The organism is Rhodococcus sp. WB9, from assembly GCF_007558985.1.
GTDB classification, from domain to species: domain Bacteria; phylum Actinomycetota; class Actinomycetes; order Mycobacteriales; family Mycobacteriaceae; genus Rhodococcus_F; species Rhodococcus_F opacus.
This window is the reverse complement of the sequence record NZ_CP041769.1, coordinates 2,144,894-2,159,821: the sequence shown is the minus strand read 5'-3', so window position 1 is coordinate 2,159,821 and position 14,928 is coordinate 2,144,894. Positions and strand designations below refer to the sequence as shown.

Annotated in this window: 18 protein-coding genes; 8 read left to right on the top strand and 10 right to left on the bottom strand. The window is 67.7% G+C overall.

The genetic code is table 11. The features are described from left to right. Positions 1-18: 18 nt before the first annotated feature. Positions 19-1,053 (bottom strand): class II fructose-bisphosphate aldolase, encoded by a 1,035-nt coding sequence (gene fbaA / locus FND50_RS10005; RefSeq protein ID WP_144285644.1) that lies wholly within the window; start codon positions 1,051-1,053, stop codon positions 19-21. Between the two features lie 204 nt (positions 1,054-1,257). Here fbaA and FND50_RS10000 point away from each other — a divergent pair, with 204 nt between their 5' ends. Both FND50_RS10000 and FND50_RS09995 read left to right on the top strand, forming a co-directional pair. Then, positions 1,258-1,989, top strand: coding sequence for a VTT domain-containing protein (locus tag FND50_RS10000; RefSeq protein ID WP_397493667.1), 732 nt, complete (start codon positions 1,258-1,260; stop codon positions 1,987-1,989). A 24-nt stretch (positions 1,990-2,013) separates the two neighbouring features. Then, positions 2,014-2,679: a DedA family protein gene (locus FND50_RS09995; protein ID WP_005260048.1), complete on the top strand. Its 666-nt coding sequence runs from the start codon at positions 2,014-2,016 to the stop codon at positions 2,677-2,679. On the opposite strand, the gene FND50_RS09990 is transcribed toward FND50_RS09995, so the two are convergent. The 5 genes from FND50_RS09990 to FND50_RS09970 form a co-directional block, all read right to left on the bottom strand. Then, entirely contained in the window at positions 2,676-3,812 is a 1,137-nt protein-coding gene (locus tag FND50_RS09990) for a GTP-binding protein (protein ID WP_144285642.1), read from the bottom strand. The genes FND50_RS09995 and FND50_RS09990 overlap by 4 nt on opposite strands. Before the next feature lie 116 nt (positions 3,813-3,928). Further along, a complete protein-coding gene (locus tag FND50_RS09985; RefSeq protein WP_144285641.1) occupies positions 3,929-5,284 on the bottom strand; it encodes an LLM class flavin-dependent oxidoreductase in 1,356 nt (451 codons plus the stop codon). 67 nt (positions 5,285-5,351) lie between these two features. Beyond that, a complete protein-coding gene (locus tag FND50_RS09980) occupies positions 5,352-6,470 on the bottom strand; it encodes a glycoside hydrolase family 76 protein (protein ID WP_144285640.1) in 1,119 nt (372 codons plus the stop codon). 34 nt (positions 6,471-6,504) lie between these two features. After that, the gene (locus FND50_RS09975) at positions 6,505-7,191 is read right to left on the bottom strand and encodes a TrmH family RNA methyltransferase (RefSeq protein WP_005260054.1); all 687 of its coding nucleotides are present in this window, start codon (positions 7,189-7,191) and stop codon (positions 6,505-6,507) included. A 4-nt stretch (positions 7,192-7,195) separates the two neighbouring features. Then, entirely contained in the window at positions 7,196-7,795 is a 600-nt protein-coding gene (locus FND50_RS09970; protein ID WP_043792684.1) for a hypothetical protein, read from the bottom strand. A gap of 114 nt (positions 7,796-7,909) precedes the next feature. Between FND50_RS09970 and FND50_RS09965 the strand changes: the two genes are divergently transcribed. Continuing rightward, the gene (locus tag FND50_RS09965; protein WP_144285639.1) at positions 7,910-8,356 is read left to right on the top strand and encodes a hypothetical protein; all 447 of its coding nucleotides are present in this window, start codon (positions 7,910-7,912) and stop codon (positions 8,354-8,356) included. On the opposite strand, the gene FND50_RS09960 is transcribed toward FND50_RS09965, so the two are convergent. Further along, positions 8,340-9,068 carry a lysoplasmalogenase gene (locus FND50_RS09960; RefSeq protein ID WP_144285638.1) on the bottom strand — a complete coding sequence of 243 codons (729 nt, stop codon included), beginning with the start codon at positions 9,066-9,068 and terminating at the stop codon, positions 8,340-8,342. The two genes, FND50_RS09965 and FND50_RS09960, sit on opposite strands and share 17 nt — an antisense overlap. 102 nt (positions 9,069-9,170) lie before the next feature. Between FND50_RS09960 and FND50_RS09955 the strand changes: the two genes are divergently transcribed. After that, positions 9,171-9,812, top strand: a complete 642-nt coding sequence (locus tag FND50_RS09955; protein WP_005571731.1) for a ScbR family autoregulator-binding transcription factor — start codon at positions 9,171-9,173, stop codon at positions 9,810-9,812. Positions 9,813-9,816: 4 nt separating this feature from the next. Here FND50_RS09955 and FND50_RS09950 read toward each other — a convergent pair whose 3' ends face one another. Next, positions 9,817-10,110, bottom strand: a complete 294-nt coding sequence (locus FND50_RS09950; RefSeq protein WP_005260058.1) for a hypothetical protein — start codon at positions 10,108-10,110, stop codon at positions 9,817-9,819. 247 nt (positions 10,111-10,357) lie between these two features. Here FND50_RS09950 and FND50_RS09945 point away from each other — a divergent pair, with 247 nt between their 5' ends. Beyond that, a complete protein-coding gene (locus tag FND50_RS09945; RefSeq protein ID WP_144285637.1) occupies positions 10,358-11,626 on the top strand; it encodes a benzoate/H(+) symporter BenE family transporter in 1,269 nt (422 codons plus the stop codon). Positions 11,627-11,630: 4 nt separating this feature from the next. On the opposite strand, the gene FND50_RS09940 is transcribed toward FND50_RS09945, so the two are convergent. Both FND50_RS09940 and FND50_RS09935 read right to left on the bottom strand, forming a co-directional pair. Beyond that, positions 11,631-12,125 carry a DUF1992 domain-containing protein gene (locus tag FND50_RS09940; protein WP_144285636.1) on the bottom strand — a complete coding sequence of 165 codons (495 nt, stop codon included), beginning with the start codon at positions 12,123-12,125 and terminating at the stop codon, positions 11,631-11,633. 16 nt (positions 12,126-12,141) lie between these two features. Next, entirely contained in the window at positions 12,142-12,300 is a 159-nt protein-coding gene (locus FND50_RS09935; protein WP_186301263.1) for a hypothetical protein, read from the bottom strand. A gap of 85 nt (positions 12,301-12,385) precedes the next feature. Between FND50_RS09935 and FND50_RS09930 the strand changes: the two genes are divergently transcribed. From FND50_RS09930 to FND50_RS09920, 3 genes are all read left to right on the top strand, one after another. Then, positions 12,386-13,933, top strand: a complete 1,548-nt coding sequence (locus tag FND50_RS09930; RefSeq protein WP_144285635.1) for an NAD(P)/FAD-dependent oxidoreductase — start codon at positions 12,386-12,388, stop codon at positions 13,931-13,933. Beyond that, entirely contained in the window at positions 13,930-14,385 is a 456-nt protein-coding gene (locus FND50_RS09925; RefSeq protein ID WP_005571725.1) for an SRPBCC family protein, read from the top strand. Before FND50_RS09930 ends, FND50_RS09925 begins: the two co-directional genes overlap by 4 nt. Before the next feature lie 91 nt (positions 14,386-14,476). Next, on the top strand, positions 14,477-14,920 hold the full coding sequence (locus FND50_RS09920) for a MarR family winged helix-turn-helix transcriptional regulator (protein WP_144285634.1): 444 nt from the start codon (positions 14,477-14,479) through the stop codon (positions 14,918-14,920). The last annotated feature ends 8 nt before the right edge of the window (positions 14,921-14,928 follow it).

Sequence of the window (14,928 nt, the reverse complement as noted above, 5' to 3'; positions counted from 1 at the left end):
CGCACGAGCGCGAAGCGCCTATCCCGAGACGGAACGTCCCGCGGACTTGAGGTCGTTGCAGGCCTCGACGACACGGGCCGCCATGCCGGCCTCGGCCTTCTTCAGGTAGCTGCGCGGGTCGTAGACCTTCTTGTTGCCGACCTCGCCGTCGACCTTCAGCACGCCGTCGTAGTTGCTGAACATGTGGCCCACGATCGGACGGGTGAACGCGTACTGGGTGTCGGTGTCGACGTTCATCTTGACGACGCCGTAGTTCAGCGCAGCCTCGATCTCCGACTTCAGCGAGCCCGATCCACCGTGGAAGACGAAGTCGAACGGCTGCGCGCTCTCGGACAGCCCCAGCTTGGCGGCGGCGACCTTCTGGCCGGTCTCGAGCACCTCGGGACGCAGCTTGACGTTGCCCGGCTTGTAGACGCCGTGCACGTTGCCGAACGTCGCGGCCAGCAGGTACTTGCCGTTCTCGCCGGTGCCGAGCGCGTCGACGGTCTTCTCGAAGTCCTCGGGCGAGGTGTACAGCTTGTCGTTGATCTCGGCTTCCACGCCGTCCTCTTCGCCACCGACGACGCCGATCTCGACCTCGAGGATGATGTTGGCGGCCTTCGCCTTCGCGAGGAGTTCCTTGGCGATCTCCAGGTTCTCGTCGATCGGGACAGCCGAACCGTCCCACATGTGGGACTGGAACAGCGGGTTGCGGCCGGCCTCGACGCGCTGCCGCGAGATCTCCAGCAGCGGGCGGACGAACGTGTCGAGCTTGTCCTTGGGGCAGTGGTCGGTGTGCAGGGCGATCGTGACGTCGTACTTGGCAGCGATCACGTGCGCGAACTCGGCGAGCGCGACCGCGCCGGTCACCATGTCCTTGACGCCCAGGCCCGAACCGAACTCGGCGCCACCGGTCGAGAACTGGATGATGCCGTCACTGCCGGCGTCCGCGAAGCCCTTGATGGCGGCGTTGATGGTTTCGGAAGAAGTGCAGTTGATGGCGGGGAAGGCAAAGGAGTGCTCCTTGGCTCGACCAAGCATCTCGGCGTAGACCTCGGGAGTCGCGATTGGCACGGCGGCAGTCCTCCATTAAGAGTCGATTTCGGCGCGCGCGATCAGCGCAGCGCGCGATGTGGTCCTAGCAGTATGGCAATACCGGTAGCGTACGTCTCCCGGTGGCTGTCGCGGCACCGGAGTTTGGCAGGCCCACGACCCGGCCGAAACTCCATGACCTGCAGTATTCCGTCAGTCGGGGAATACGCCGGTACGCTGAGGGCCGTGATTGTGCAGGCAGCATCGGATTCCGTGACCAACCTCGCGTTGTTGCCGGGATTCCTCGACCCGGTGAACCTCCTCAACTCCTTCGGCACGTGGGTGCTCGTCGGACTTCTCCTGGTCGTCTTCATCGAGTCGGGATTGCTGTTCCCCCTGCTCCCCGGCGACTCGCTTCTCTTCACCGCGGGACTCATCGCGGCGTCGAAGTCGACGGAGATCGAACCGTTCGCCCCCATCTGGGCGCTACTGGTTCTGATCCCCATCGCCGCGATCCTCGGCGACCAGGTGGGCTTCTTCATCGGCAGCAAGGGCGGTACCGCCCTGTTCAAGCACGACGACGCGCGGTTCTTCAAGAAGAAGTACATCGACGAGTCGCACGCCTTCTTCGAGAAGCACGGCCCGATCACCATCATCCTGGCCCGCTTCGTTCCGATCGTGCGCACGTTCGCGCCGGTCGTCGCGGGTGCGTCACGGATGAAATACTCGCTGTTCCTGACGTACAACATCGTGGGCGGCATCCTGTGGGGTGCCGGCGTCACGCTGCTCGGCTACCTGCTCGGTCAGATCGAGTTCATCCGCGACAACGTCGACATCATCTTCCTGCTGATCGTCTTCGTGTCCGTCCTTCCGATCGTCCTCGAGGTGGGCAAGCGCGTCGTGAGGTCGCGGCAGAGCGCGGGCGCCACGACCGAGGACGCGCAGCCGGTCACCACACCCACCGATCCGACCTCCTGAAGCCGATCGAGTAGCGCACTGACGATGGTCACCACGGCAGCAGGCACCTTCGGGCCTCTCGTCTCGGCCGGCCCAGCGCTGGTCTGGATCGTCGTCCTCGCGTTCGTGTTCATCGAGTGCGCGGTGATCCTGGGCCTGTTCCTGCCCGGCGACTCGATGCTGATCACCGCCGGAATCGTGCTGGCCAACCATGCGTCGGGCGCCGGCCACGTGTGGGCGTTGTCGGTCGGCGCGATGATCGCCGCCATCTGCGGAAACCAGGTGGGCTACGTCATCGGTCACCGCACCGGCAACCGCATCCTCGCCCGCAAGGGCGGGAAGTATCTCAACTACACCAACCTGCACAAGGTCAACGTCCTGCTGGAGAAGCACGGCTTCTGGGCGGTCCTCATCGCCCGCTGGATTCCGTGGGTCCGCACCCTGTGCCCGCTGGTCGCCGGTGCGGCCAAGATGAACCACACCAAGTACACGATCGCCAGCACCATCGGCGCCATTTTCTGGGCACCCGTCCTGCTGCTCATCGGCTTCTACTTCGGCTCGTTCCTGGACCGGGTGTCGTGGCTGATGCCGGCCGTGCTCGCCGGGATGGTCGCGCTGCTGGTGATCGGCACCGTGCTCGGGGTGTGGCACTACCGGCAGGAGATGGCGCGGCCGCCCGAAGAAGTGGCCGTCGAAGAAGTTCTGGACTAGTACCGATGCACCGCGTCCCACGCGGGCAGCGGGTCGTCGAACTGAACCCAGGCCGCCGGCCCTGACGCCAGCTCGTCGTCGGTGAGAAGCGCCGGATCCAGGATGCGCCGCGGACCGTCGGGGTCGAGGCGGACACCGATGAACACGATCTCCTGCCCCGGTGTCTCGTCCGCGGACGCCCACAGCTGGGCCGGCTCGATCACCAGGTTCGGACCGGCCTGCGACCAGACGGCGGCGAGGTCGGGGCGGCTCGCGATCCAGCAGAAGCCCTTGCTCCGGAGCAGGCCGGTGAACCGTCCCAGCGCCTGCTCGAGCCGGGCCGGGTGGAACGGCCGCGACGCCCGGTAGGTGACGCTGCGGATACCGAATTCCTCGGTCTCCGGGGTGTGGCCCCCGGCCAGTTCCTCGGCCCAGCCGGGCAGCTCGGCCGCGACTTCCGGGTTGTACAGGCCGGTCCCGAGAACCTCGCCGGGATCCACGACGCCGCGCGTGGTGCGCAGCAGTGTCGCGGTGGGGTTGAGCCTGCGCACGGTGGCTTCGACGGCACCGGCGGCGCCCTCGCTCACCAGATCCGTCTTGTTCAGCAGGATGACGTCGGCGAACTCCACCTGGTCGACGAGCAGGTCGGAGATGCTGCGCTCGTCGCCCTCCCCGGCTTCGAGGTTCCGGTCGTCGAGCCGCTCGCCCTTGGCCAGCTCACCGAGGAACGTCGATGCATCCACGACCGTCACCATCGTGTCGAGGGCGGCCACCGAACCGAGACTGAACCCGTCCTCGAACTCCCAGTCGAACGTGGCGGCGACGGGCATCGGCTCGGAGATGCCGGTGGATTCGATGACGAGGTGGTCGAACCGGCCCTCCTGCGCCAGCCGCGCGACGGCCTCGACGAGGTCTTCCCGCAGGGTGCAGCAGATGCAGCCGTTGGTGAGCTCGACGAGTTTCTCCTGCGTCCGGTCCAGGTGCCCCTGCCCGGCGACGAGGGCTGCGTCAATATTCACATCGCTCATGTCGTTGACGATGACGGCGACGCGCCTGCCGTCCCGGTTCGCGAGGAGGTGGTTGAGCAGGGTGGTCTTGCCCGCGCCGAGGAAGCCGGACAGGACGGTGACGGGGAGCGGCCGGGTGACAGTCATCCCGAAATGATAACTGTTTTCAGTAAGGTCGATTGTCGCGGGCTCCCGATGTCACATCCGTCCACTCGAACGGAACGGATGCGACATCGGGCGCGAGCGGACGCCGGCGGCCGCGCCTACAGCGCGACGGCGCCGGACACGTCCGCGTATTGGCTCTCGGGGCGGGGCAGACCGAAGTGGTCGCGCAGTGTGGCGCCCGAGTACTCGGTGCGGAACAGCCCGCGCTCCTGCAGGATCGGGACCACCTTCTCCGCGAACACCTCGAGACCGCCCGGGTAGTACGGCGGCATGACGTTGAAACCGTCCGCCGCGCCCTGCGTGAACCATTCCTCGATGGTGTCGGCCACCTGCACCGGCGTCCCGACGACGACCCGGTGCCCGCGCGCACCGGCGAGACGGTGCAGCAATCCGCGCAGGGTCGGGTTCTCCCGCTCGACGATCCCGGCGATCACCTGCAGGCGACTCTGCTGGTTGTCCGTGACGTCGCCGGCGTCCCCGAACAGTCCGGCAGGCACGGGGGCGTCGAGATCGAGGTGGCGCACGCTCGAACCGGTGAGGCTCTCGAGCTGGGCGAGCCCGTACTCGGGCGACGTGAGTTCGTTGAACTCCCGCTCCAGGTCGCAGGCCTCGGCCTCGGTGTCGCCGAGGAACGGGCTGATGCCGGGCAGGATCTTGACGTGATCGGGGTTGCGACCGTACTGCGTCGCGCGCTGCTTGACGTCCGCGTAGAACGCCTGCCCGTCGGACAGCCGCTGGTGCGCGGTGAAGATGGCCTCGGCGTACTGGCCCGCGAACGCGCGACCCTCGTTGGACGCACCCGCCTGCACCAGCACCGGGTGTCCCTGCGGGGAGCGTGGCGCGTTGAACGGTCCCCGCACCCGGAGGTGGCGCCCCACGTAGTTGATCTCGTGGATCTTCGACGGGTCCGCGTAGATGCCTGCGGTCTTGTCGATCAGGATGGCGTCGTCTTCCCAGCTGTCCCACAGCTTGACGGTCGCGTCGACGAACTCCCGCGCCCGCGCGTAGCGGTCGGCGTGATCGGGGTGGCCGGCCAGCCCGAAGTTGGCGGCCGCCAGGTCGGTTCCGGTGGTCACGATGTTCCAGCCGGCCCGGCCACGGGAGATGTGGTCGAGGGACGCGAACAGCCGCGCCAGATTGTAGGGCTCGAAGTACGTCGTGGACGCGGTCGCGATCAGGCCGATCCGTTCGGTGGCGGTCGCGATGGCGGTCAGCAGCGTGATGGGTTCGAGTGCTCCGGCGGCGCCGTGCTCGACGTCGCTGCGCAGGGCCGGACCGTCGGCGAAGAAGATCGCGTCCAGCTTCGCCGCCTCTGCGGTGCGCGCGATGTCCTGGAAGTAGGAGACGTCGTACAGCCGCTCTGGCGTCGTGAGCGGGTGGCGCCACGCCGACTCGTGGTGCCCGGCCGGGTAGATGAACGCGTTGAGACTCAGCTGCCGCTGTTGATCTGACATAACGAACTGTCTAACAGCGCCGAATCGAGGGCGATACGGTTAAGTTTCGCGTGATTCGAACCGTACCCTATCGCCGCGGATACCCCGCCGCGGAGACCATGTGCGCGGCCTCCATCAGCATCCAGCCGCCGAGTTGGACGGACATGTCGCGTTCCGGGATCCCGGACGACCGCACGGTGCCCCCGGTGAACGTGGCGATTCCCCCGCCCATCCCCGGCAGCTGCGCCTGCTTGGTCCAGTCGTGGCCGAACAGCGGCTGCCCCTCGATCTGCAGGCGGTGCTCCCAGGCCGATTCCGCGGAGGTCAGCACGAGCTGGGCGGCGATCTCCCGGGCCCGGATGTCGGCGGGCGACTCCCAGGGCAGCATCACCGCGGTCAACGCCAGATACCGCGCGAGGATCCCGTTGAACAGCCCGCCGTCTCCCCCACCGCCGCCGTCGATGACGCCGTGGGGTGCGAGATGCTCGTCGATGGCGTCGACCAGCCGATGGGTCCGGTTGCGGTGCCGCGGCGAACCGAGGCGCACGGCGAGTTCGGTTTCGAGGCCGAGCACGACGCCCTGACAGTACGAGTAGACGTTCCTTTCGATTTCACCGCCCGGGTGGATGCCGTCGACGATCAGGTTGGTGTGCACGTCCCGCAGCGTGTCGTCGATCCAGTCGGCCGTGGCCTGGGCGCGCCACAGCTTTCCGGTGCGGGCCAGCATGATCCCGGCGGGTCCGTTGGCGGGCGCGTTGTAGAAGTTCGAGCCCTTCCGCCAGGGGATGCCGCCTCCGGCTTCGGGCGCCCAGGCGTCGAACAACTGGGATTCGAGCGCCTGCACCGCACTTCTGTTGTCTATGAAGTGCATTCGCTGGGCGCGCTCGAGGGCGATCCCCAGCCAGGCCATGTCGTCGTAATAGTTGTTGGTCCAGCCCGACAGGTTCCGCAGACGGTGGCTGCGCGCCAGTTTCACGATGCGACGGCGACGGCGCGGCGTGGGGTCGCGTTCGAGCGCGTCCACGGCGCAGTCGAGCAGGTGTGCCTGCCACCAGTAGTGCCAGCTGAGGAACAGTCGCTCGCGCCGGACCGGCGGCCAGGCGACGACGCCCAGGGCGGTGCCCGGTAGCGCCCACAGCCGGCGAAGGTGCCTGCTCACCACCGCTTCTTCAGCGGCGTCCGCGCGCGCCGACCACGAGTCCTGCATAAGAGTTGATCTTGCCTATTCGCCGGGGGTTCCGCTACCAGGCGCGGTCGAGGTCGGCGTGCTGACGCACCCACGCGTGCATGGCGATTCCCGCGGCGACGCCCGCGTTGATGCTGCGGGTGGAACCGAACTGGGCGATCGACACCGTCATCGCCGCAACCTCTTTCGCCTGGTCCGTGACTCCCGGCCCCTCCTGGCCGAACAGGAGCACGCAGTCGCGGGGCAGACTCGCCGTCTCGAGCGGGACGGATCCGGGCGTGTTGTCGACGGCCACGATGGTGAGACCCCGCTCACGTGCGAACTCGACGAGGCCGTCGACGTCCGAATGGTGCAGGACGTGCTGGTACCGATCGGTGACCATGGCCCCGCGGCGGTTCCAGCGTCGACGTCCCACGATGTGGACCGCGGCGGCGGCGAACGCGTTGGCGGTGCGCACCACCGTCCCGATGTTGGCGTCGTGCCCGAAGTTCTCGATGGCCACGTGCAGCGGGTGGCGACGGCTGTCGATGTCCGCGACGATCGCTTCCCGCGTCCAGTACCGGTAGGCGTCGACCACGTTGCGGCGATCGCCGCCGGCCAGCAGTTCGGGGTCGTACCGCGGGTCGGCAGGGACCGGGGTGTCGTGTTCCTCGGTCCACGGACCGACGCCGTTCGGGTTGTCCCCCCATTCGGTGGGACCCGCCTCGGCGACTTCGACCTGGCCGGTCTCGACTCCGCTCACGATGTCAGAACGTCTTGTTCGAATCGGGAGCGACGGTGAAGCCGTGCGACGTCTCGTCGTTGGTGCACGTGACGGCCGTGGCCGTGGTGCTGCACGTGTAACCGAGCTTGGACAGCTTCGCCCCGGCGGGCAGGGCCGCGTCCGGTTCGTCGCCGCCCGACGTGTAGACGAGGCCCCCGGCGCACATGAACGACGCCTCGCCGTCGTTCTCGACGCGAATGCCGTGTCCCCAGTCGACCATGCAGTCGGCCGGCCGCGGCGGCACCGGGCTGGTCGACCCTTGGCATCCGGCCTCGGTGCGGTTCGGCAGCTTGATGATGCCGCATTGGAACCCGCCGTCCGGGGACGTGAAGAAGTACGACTCGTTGTGCTCGTAGGGGACGTCGACGAGCGTCGTGGTCGGCGCTTCCGTCGTCGTGGGCGGCGGCGCAATCGTCGTGGTGGTGGTCGTCGGCGGAACCGTGGTCGTGGTGGTGGTCACAGGAGCCGCGACAGTCGTCGTGGACGTCGGCGGAGCCACCGCGTCCGAGGACCCACCACACCCTGCGAGCATCATGGCCGAGCCAATGCTCAGACACACCAACGACACCCGACGCCACGCCATACGGCCACCTCCACACATGCTTTCCTGCTGCCGACACTGCACTCTAACGGCAGTGCGGCGGCGGGGTCGCTTCGGCGAGGCCGGGACGGGCTAATCTGGAGGTGGAGGCAATCGATGAATCATCAGCGCATCGTGCGGACGGTCTGCTTCGTCACGGTCGGCTACGTCATCGTCCTCGCCGTCTGGCTGGGATGGTTGATCGAGCACACCCCGCCGGCGACCATCCCGTACCAGATCATGGGATTGGTCGCCGCCTTCGGCTCGGCGCTGGGATTCGGGATGATGGCGGCCGAACGGCCCAGCCGCGCCGACCGCCAACTCGAACGGCACGGACTCGAAGGCTGGGCCCGCATCGAGCACGTCACTCCGCTGCGCCGCACTCTCGACAACGGGGAGCTCACCGAACTGGACCTCCGGCTGACCGTGCCCGGATCGGAGAGCTACGCCGGACGTGTCGTCTACGAGGTGCGGCGGGAGAACGCGACACGTTTCCTGCCCGGTGAGACGATCACCATCCTCGTGGACCCGAAGGACCGGGACCACATCATGCTCTGCCCGTGATCCGGCGACGACCGAGTGCGAGCATCCCCTCGACGAGCAGCAACTGGGCCGCCGCGTAGCTGGCGAGGATCACGCCTTCCGCCACAGCCCTTCCCCGCTCGCCTCGGATGAACAAGCGCCGCAACACGATCAGACCGTCGGAGGCGGTGAACAGCATCCCGCCCGCGCCGAGCCAGCTGCGACGGTCGGTTCCCGGCACGGCCACATTCGCGACGACGTCCGCGCCGGGCGCGAGGGACGGATCGGAGGACAGGGTCGACGTGGTGCCGAGCAACGACCCGTACGCGGTCAACGGCGCGGCGACCTCCTTCGCCCGTCCGCGCAGCAGTGCCGCCGCGCCTGCCCAACCGGCGAGCCGGGGAAGCAATGCGGGCACGGTGGGCCGGGCGCCCCGGCGCAGCAACAGCGCGGAATAGCCCACTTGCATGACGGCGAACGAGGACGCGCCGCGCACGAGACGGGCGTCGTCGTCGGGATCGATCATGAAGACGTCACCCACGGTCGCGGCCGCGAGACCAGCGAGGAGGAGTGCGATGTCGGCCGGGTCCGTGTCTGCACGCCGCCGCAGGACACGGGCGGCGAGCGCGGGTGCGATCAGTGGTTTCGCGGCCTGCTGCAACCGTTCACGCCCGGTGACGGCCCCGACGACGGTGGCCAGCGTCGCACCGGCGAACACCACATGCTCGACACCCCAGTTGTTCTTCGACTTCACGTCTTCCTCCCACACTTGCGGACGTGCCGAGGTTACCGGCCCGAAAAGTGGTTGACTCGAGAGTGGACGCGACGGATAATCCGCGATTGTGAGGCACAGGTGATGGCAAAACAGGCGCGCGCGGCAGCCACCCGCCATCAGGTACTGGAGGGTGCGGCACTGAGCTTCGAGAAGCTCGGGTACGGCGGCGCGAGCCTGAGCGGAATCCTCTCCTATGCCGATGTGACCAAGGGCGCCTTGTACTTTCATTTCGAGTCCAAGGAAGCGCTCGCCTGGGCGGTGATCAAGGAACAGCACGCCATGGCGATGCTGGCGGCGCAGCGAGTGCTCGCGACGGCGCAGTCACCGATGGAAGCGATCCTGTTGTGCGCCAAGGAGATGGCGCGCCAGTTGCTGACCGAGCCCATCGTGCGAGCGGGTGTGCGACTCACCCTGGAACTCGGTACGTCCCGCGGCCCGGCCACCGACCCCTACATCGACTGGACCGACACCCTCGTCGCACTCGCGGGCAAGGCGCGGGAGGCGGGAGAACTGCGCGCGACCGTCGACCCCGCGGCACTCGCCCGGTTCCTGGTCAGTTCGTTCACCGGCATGCAGTTGGTGTCCGAGGCGTTGACCGGACGTTCCGACCTGTACGAGCGTCTGGCCGACATGTGGGCGTTGCTCCTGCCCTCGATCGCGTCGCCGGACATGTTGCCCCGGCTACTCGAACTCGCGGCACTGCGCGACGACGTCGCATCCTGACGAATCAGACGCCGCCGGGAGTGGGCTCGGGAGTGTCCGGCGCCGGATGCGGCAGATCGAGCGGCTGCGACTGCGTCGGCACCGTCTGGACGACGGCGATCCGCGCGCCGTCCGGGATGGCATCGACCGAGCAGATCGTTCCGAAGATGCCGAGCCCGCCGAACAACGCGAGCAGACCGTAGGCCAGGAACGTCGACGTCCGTTCGACGGCGGATCGCGGTTCGCGTTCCGCTGCCACCGTGGGGCGCCGCGCGTACACGGTGCCTCGCTCTCGGGGAATTCGGGTGAGTTCAGCCATGTGGCCCTTCTTCGCATGGTTCGTCGGTGCGGGGGTGGTGTCGGGTCGACGCCTTCGAGTCTGTCGCGACGGCGCCCGAGTGTCGTTCACCCCAGGGGTGGAAAGCACCCCACCCAGGGTTCGACGGCCCGCCGTGCAGCCCCGGGACGCGAGTGGTTATCATCCAGACCACACTAAGCATGTACGCATTGCGGGAGCTATGTCCGCTTTGCGTACATTATGACTCCCGCCCGAGCAGGAAGGCCTCATGACGACCACCGAGGAACCGACCCGCAGCGAAGACGTGCAGACCCGCCCCCCTCGCTTCGAGAGACCACCGTGGCCGCCCGTGGGCCCGCGCCGCCTGATCGGCGGCCTCGCCGGGACCTACGCCGCCAACGGTCTGATCGGGCTGATCTTCTCCGCGACGGGTCCCGTCGCCGTGATCCTGGCCGCCGGCTCCGCGGGCGGACTGTCGCCCCAGCAGATGGCGTCGTGGATCTTCGGTGTCTTCTTCCTCAACGGAATCCTGACCGCCCTCGCCAGCTGGCTGTACCGCCAGCCGCTCGCGTTCTTCTGGACCATCCCCGGCACGATCATCGTCGGCGGCTCGCTCACCCACCTGTCGTGGCCGGAAGTGCTCGGCGCGTTTCTGGTGACCGGGCTCCTGATCCTCGCCCTCGGCCTGACCGGGCGGGTACATCAGGTCATGGCGATGCTCCCGATGCCGATCGTCATGGCCATGGTGGCCGGCGTCTTCCTGAAGTTCGGCACCGACCTCGTCCACGCCGTGGGAACCGATGCGGCCGTGGCCGTTCCGATGGTCGTAGTCTTCGTCGTCCTTGCGTCCCGAGCCGCGTTCGGCCGGTGGATGCCACCGATCCTCGGCGCACTGCTCGTCGGGGCGGCGGCGGTCGCGGTCACCGGCCGCTTCCACCCGACCGGTTCGAGTACATCGTGGATCGCGGCACCGATGTTCCAGGCGCCGCAGTTCACCTGGCAGGCGATCGCCGAACTGGTAGTGCCGCTCGCAATCACGGTCATCGTCGTGCAGAACGGTCAGGGCGCGGCCGTGCTGACGTCCGCCGGCCACAAGCCGCCGATGAACGTCGGCACCGTCCTGTGCGGGGTCTGGTCCCTCGCCACCTCCGCGGTCGGAGCCGTCTCGACGTGCCTGACGGGGCCCACCAACGCCCTGCTGGTGGCATCGGGGCAGCGCACCAGGCAGTACACGGCGGCCGTCGCCTGCGGGCTGCTCGCCATGGTTGTCGGCCTGTTCGCACCGCTGTTCGTTCAGCTGATGCTGGCCACCCCGGTCGCGTTCGTCGCCACGCTCGGCGGACTCGCGATGCTCCGGGCACTGCAGGGTTCGTTCGTCGCCGCGTTCAGCTCCCGGCACACGCTCGGCGCGCTCGTGACCTTCCTCGTGACCGTGTCGAACGTGCAGTTCCTCAACGTCGGGGCTGCGTTCTGGGGGCTGATCGCCGGACTGCTCGTGTCCCGGGTGATGGAATCGGGTGATTTCCGGAAGGGATGATCCGTCACCGTTTCCGTCGCCACCATCGCCTGCCGGCCGGGGGCGGATCGTCGGGTTCCGGGGTCGCGGTCACCGGCGGCTTCCGCGCCGGCCGGTTCTGCTGCCGCCAGGTCGCGACGACCTCGTTCGCGTCGATCGGGCTGACCGGGATCCGTGGGCCGGAGGGTGCCCGCAACCAGGCGACGATCTGCAGGTTGAGCTGGGCCACCACGTCCCGCACCGACTGCTCCGACGGCAGCCCACGGATCGTGTCGGGCAACCGCTCGATCTCCTTCCGCAGCTGCAGCGGCGTCGGGAGCAGCGAATCGGTGGGCAGATTCTCACGCCGGAGATAGTTCTTCACCCACCACAGTTCGTCGTCGACATCGCCCGCCGGAATCGGTTTACCCGAGCCGGGGAGATCGTCGAAGTCGCCGCGCTCCTGAGCCAGCCGGATCTGCTTGTCGATCCAGCTCTCGAAGCTCACCCCGGGAGGTTTGCGCTCGGTCACGGACGCCATTCTTCCAGGACCCGGTTCAGCCCGCCCCGGTGTCGGCTCCCGTGTAGAACGCGGTCGTGCGAACGCCGGCCGCGGTCGCGGCACGCTCCGGCGTCCCGAACGCGTTGCTTGCGTGCAGGTACAGCCCCATGACCCCGAGTTCCCAGCCGACACCGGCCTCGCCTTCGCTTGCCAATGCGCATACTTCGTTTTACTGTGACACTGCGTCTCAGTTAACTGGACCGACGACGACGGTTCCCCATCCGCGCAGGGAAGAAGCCATGACAGCGACAACCACTCAGCAGGCCGCCGCACCCGACGGCAGCGGAGACGAGCGGCACCTGCGCGTCGTCGTGGTCGGCGCCGGACTGTCCGGGATCGCCGCCGCGGTCAAGCTCGAACGCGCGGGCATCACGGACTTCGTCGTGCTGGAGAAGTCCGATCGTGTGGGGGGCGTGTGGCGCGAGAACACGTACCCCGGGTGCGGTGTCGACATCCCCGCCCCCGTGTACTCGTTTTCCTTCCACCCCAATCCGCGGTGGCGCAGCAACTTCGCCCTGCAACCGGAACTGCTGTCCTACATCGAGGACACCGTCGACACGTTCGGTCTGCAGTCCAGGATCTCGATGCAGACCGAACTCCGCGAAGCCGCCTGGTCCGACGAGCGCCGACGCTGGATCCTCGATACCAGCCGCGGCACGATCGTCGCCCAGCACGTGATCTTCGCGGCGGGCCCCATCACCGAACCGAGCACTCCTGCTGTACCCGGAATCGACGGCTTCGACGGCGACGTCTTCCACTCGGCCCGCTGGAATCACGACGTCGACCTCACCGGGAAGAGGGTCGCCGTCGTGGGCACCGGCGCGTCCGCGGTGCAGTTCATCCCCGAGATCCAGCCGGACGTCGAGGAGTTGTACGTCTTCCAGCGCACCCCGGCCTGGGTGGTGCCGCGCCTGGACTTTCCGTTCCCCCGCATCGCCCAGTGGGTGTTCGCGCGGGTGCCCGCGGTGCAGCGCGCGTTCCGGCGGCTCCTCGACGTCATCCTGCGGACGCTCACTTCGGTGATGCGCCGCGAACGGACCGCCCGGCTCCTCAACCCCATCGGCACCCGTTGGCTGGCCAGGCAGGTACCGGACGCGGCACTTCGCGCGGCCCTGACACCGAACTTCACGCTGGGATGCAAACGCCTCCTGCTGTCCAACACGTATCTCCCGGCGCTGACGAAGAGCAACGTCGAGTTGATTCCGCACGCCCTCGCCGAGGTCGACGGACGCGTGGTCGTCGGAGCCGACGGCACCCGCCGCGAGGTCGACGTCATCATCTTCGGAACCGGCTTCGACGTGAGTCATCCACCGATCGCGAACCGGATCCGCGGACGCGACGGAACACTGCTGTCGGAGAAGTGGTCGAAGAGCCCCGAGGCCTACCTGGCCACCACGACGCCCGGCGCACCGAACGCGTACATCATGCTCGGACCGAACATTCTGGTGTACAACTCGTTTCTCGGACTGGCCGAGACCCAGCTCGACTACGTGATCGACGGACTCACCAAGGCGGAGCGGCAGGGCATCGAAGTACTCGAGGTACGCGATAAGCCGTTCCGCCGGTTCAACGACGCGGTACAGAAGGGCCTGGAGCCGACCGTCTTCAACAACGGCGGATGCAGTAGCTACTACCTCGACGCCGACGGCAGGAACTTCGCCGCGTGTCCCTGGTCCACCGGTTCCCTGCGCCGTCGCCTCGCCCGGTTCGACCTCGAGAACTACGCCATCCGCCCGTACCGGACAGCGCAGCCCCCCGCCCTCCACCCCTCAGGAAAGTCACGATGATCGAGATCCATCACACTGCCCTCGCCTGCGCACCGGTCGCGGCCGCGTTCGACTACGTGGACGACTACCGCCACGTCCCGTCCTGGATGTTCGGGATCACGAAGTTCGATCCGATCGGCGACCACGACCAGGGCCTCGGCGCGGTCTACGACGCCGCGATGAAGGTCGGCCCCAAGACCCTCGACTCCGTGGTGAAGGTCACCGGGTGGGAACGCAATTCGGTGATCGAGCTGGAATCGATCGACGGCCTGTACACCCATTCGCGGTGGCAGTTCGAGGCGGTCGGCGAAACCGAGACCCGCATGACGGTCGACTTCCGCTACGACCTGCCCGGCGGCCTCGCAGGTAAGGCGCTCGGCAAGCTCATCGAGCCGTTCGTCGCGCAGGCGATCCGCCACACCGACGCCACCCTGCGCCGCCAGGTCGAGCAGAGCGCGAAGCACTCGTCCTGATCTTCGCGGCCCGCGCCCGCCGGGGCGGATGCGGGCCGTGAAGCACTTCGTCGGGTTTACATAGTTAGTTAGCCTATGTAATATGTTTGGCATGGACGACGACACGCGGCTGCAGAGCCTGCTCGTCGACTTGGTCACGAATTCTCACCGATTCACCAGGCTCGCGAGCTCCTTCGGATCCGAGGACCACCCCCGGCCGTGGACACGTGCCCTCGCCCTGCTCGACGACCACGGCGAGCTACGCATCAGCGAGTTCGCCCGCATCGACCGCTGCTCCCAACCGTCCGCGACCGCCCTGCTCCAGAAGCTGGCCGATCGCGGATACGTTGCCCGCCGACCCGATCCGGAAGACGCCCGGGCCGTCCGGGTGTCCATCACGGACCTGGGCCGCGAATGGCTGACCGTGTCCCGCAACGAGATCGCGTGTGCACTCGCCCCGCACTTCGCGGACCTCGAGCCCGAGCAACTCGAACGACTGGCGCAGGGCCTGTCGGAACTGCGTTCGATCGTCAAGTCGTCGGCCCGCTCTTCCTGACAACCCAT

Bases quoted from the DNA above. Each gene is read 5' to 3' on its own strand.
- FND50_RS09995 (WP_005260048.1), top strand. From the start codon at position 2,014: ATGGTCACCACGGCAGCAGGCACCTTCGGGCCTCTCGTCTCGGCCGGC.
- FND50_RS09990 (WP_144285642.1), bottom strand. From the start codon at position 3,812: ATGACTGTCACCCGGCCGCTCCCCGTCACCGTCCTGTCCGGCTTCCTC.
- FND50_RS09985 (WP_144285641.1), bottom strand. From the start codon at position 5,284: ATGTCAGATCAACAGCGGCAGCTGAGTCTCAACGCGTTCATCTACCCG.
- FND50_RS09980 (WP_144285640.1), bottom strand. From the start codon at position 6,470: ATGCAGGACTCGTGGTCGGCGCGCGCGGACGCCGCTGAAGAAGCGGTG.
- FND50_RS09970 (WP_043792684.1), bottom strand. From the start codon at position 7,795: ATGGCGTGGCGTCGGGTGTCGTTGGTGTGTCTGAGCATTGGCTCGGCC.
- FND50_RS09965 (WP_144285639.1), top strand. From the start codon at position 7,910: ATGAATCATCAGCGCATCGTGCGGACGGTCTGCTTCGTCACGGTCGGC.
- FND50_RS09955 (WP_005571731.1), top strand. From the start codon at position 9,171: ATGGCAAAACAGGCGCGCGCGGCAGCCACCCGCCATCAGGTACTGGAG.
- FND50_RS09950 (WP_005260058.1), bottom strand. From the start codon at position 10,110: ATGGCTGAACTCACCCGAATTCCCCGAGAGCGAGGCACCGTGTACGCG.
- FND50_RS09945 (WP_144285637.1), top strand. From the start codon at position 10,358: ATGACGACCACCGAGGAACCGACCCGCAGCGAAGACGTGCAGACCCGC.
- FND50_RS09940 (WP_144285636.1), bottom strand. From the start codon at position 12,125: ATGGCGTCCGTGACCGAGCGCAAACCTCCCGGGGTGAGCTTCGAGAGC.
- FND50_RS09930 (WP_144285635.1), top strand. From the start codon at position 12,386: ATGACAGCGACAACCACTCAGCAGGCCGCCGCACCCGACGGCAGCGGA.
- FND50_RS09925 (WP_005571725.1), top strand. From the start codon at position 13,930: ATGATCGAGATCCATCACACTGCCCTCGCCTGCGCACCGGTCGCGGCC.
- FND50_RS09920 (WP_144285634.1), top strand. From the start codon at position 14,477: ATGGACGACGACACGCGGCTGCAGAGCCTGCTCGTCGACTTGGTCACG.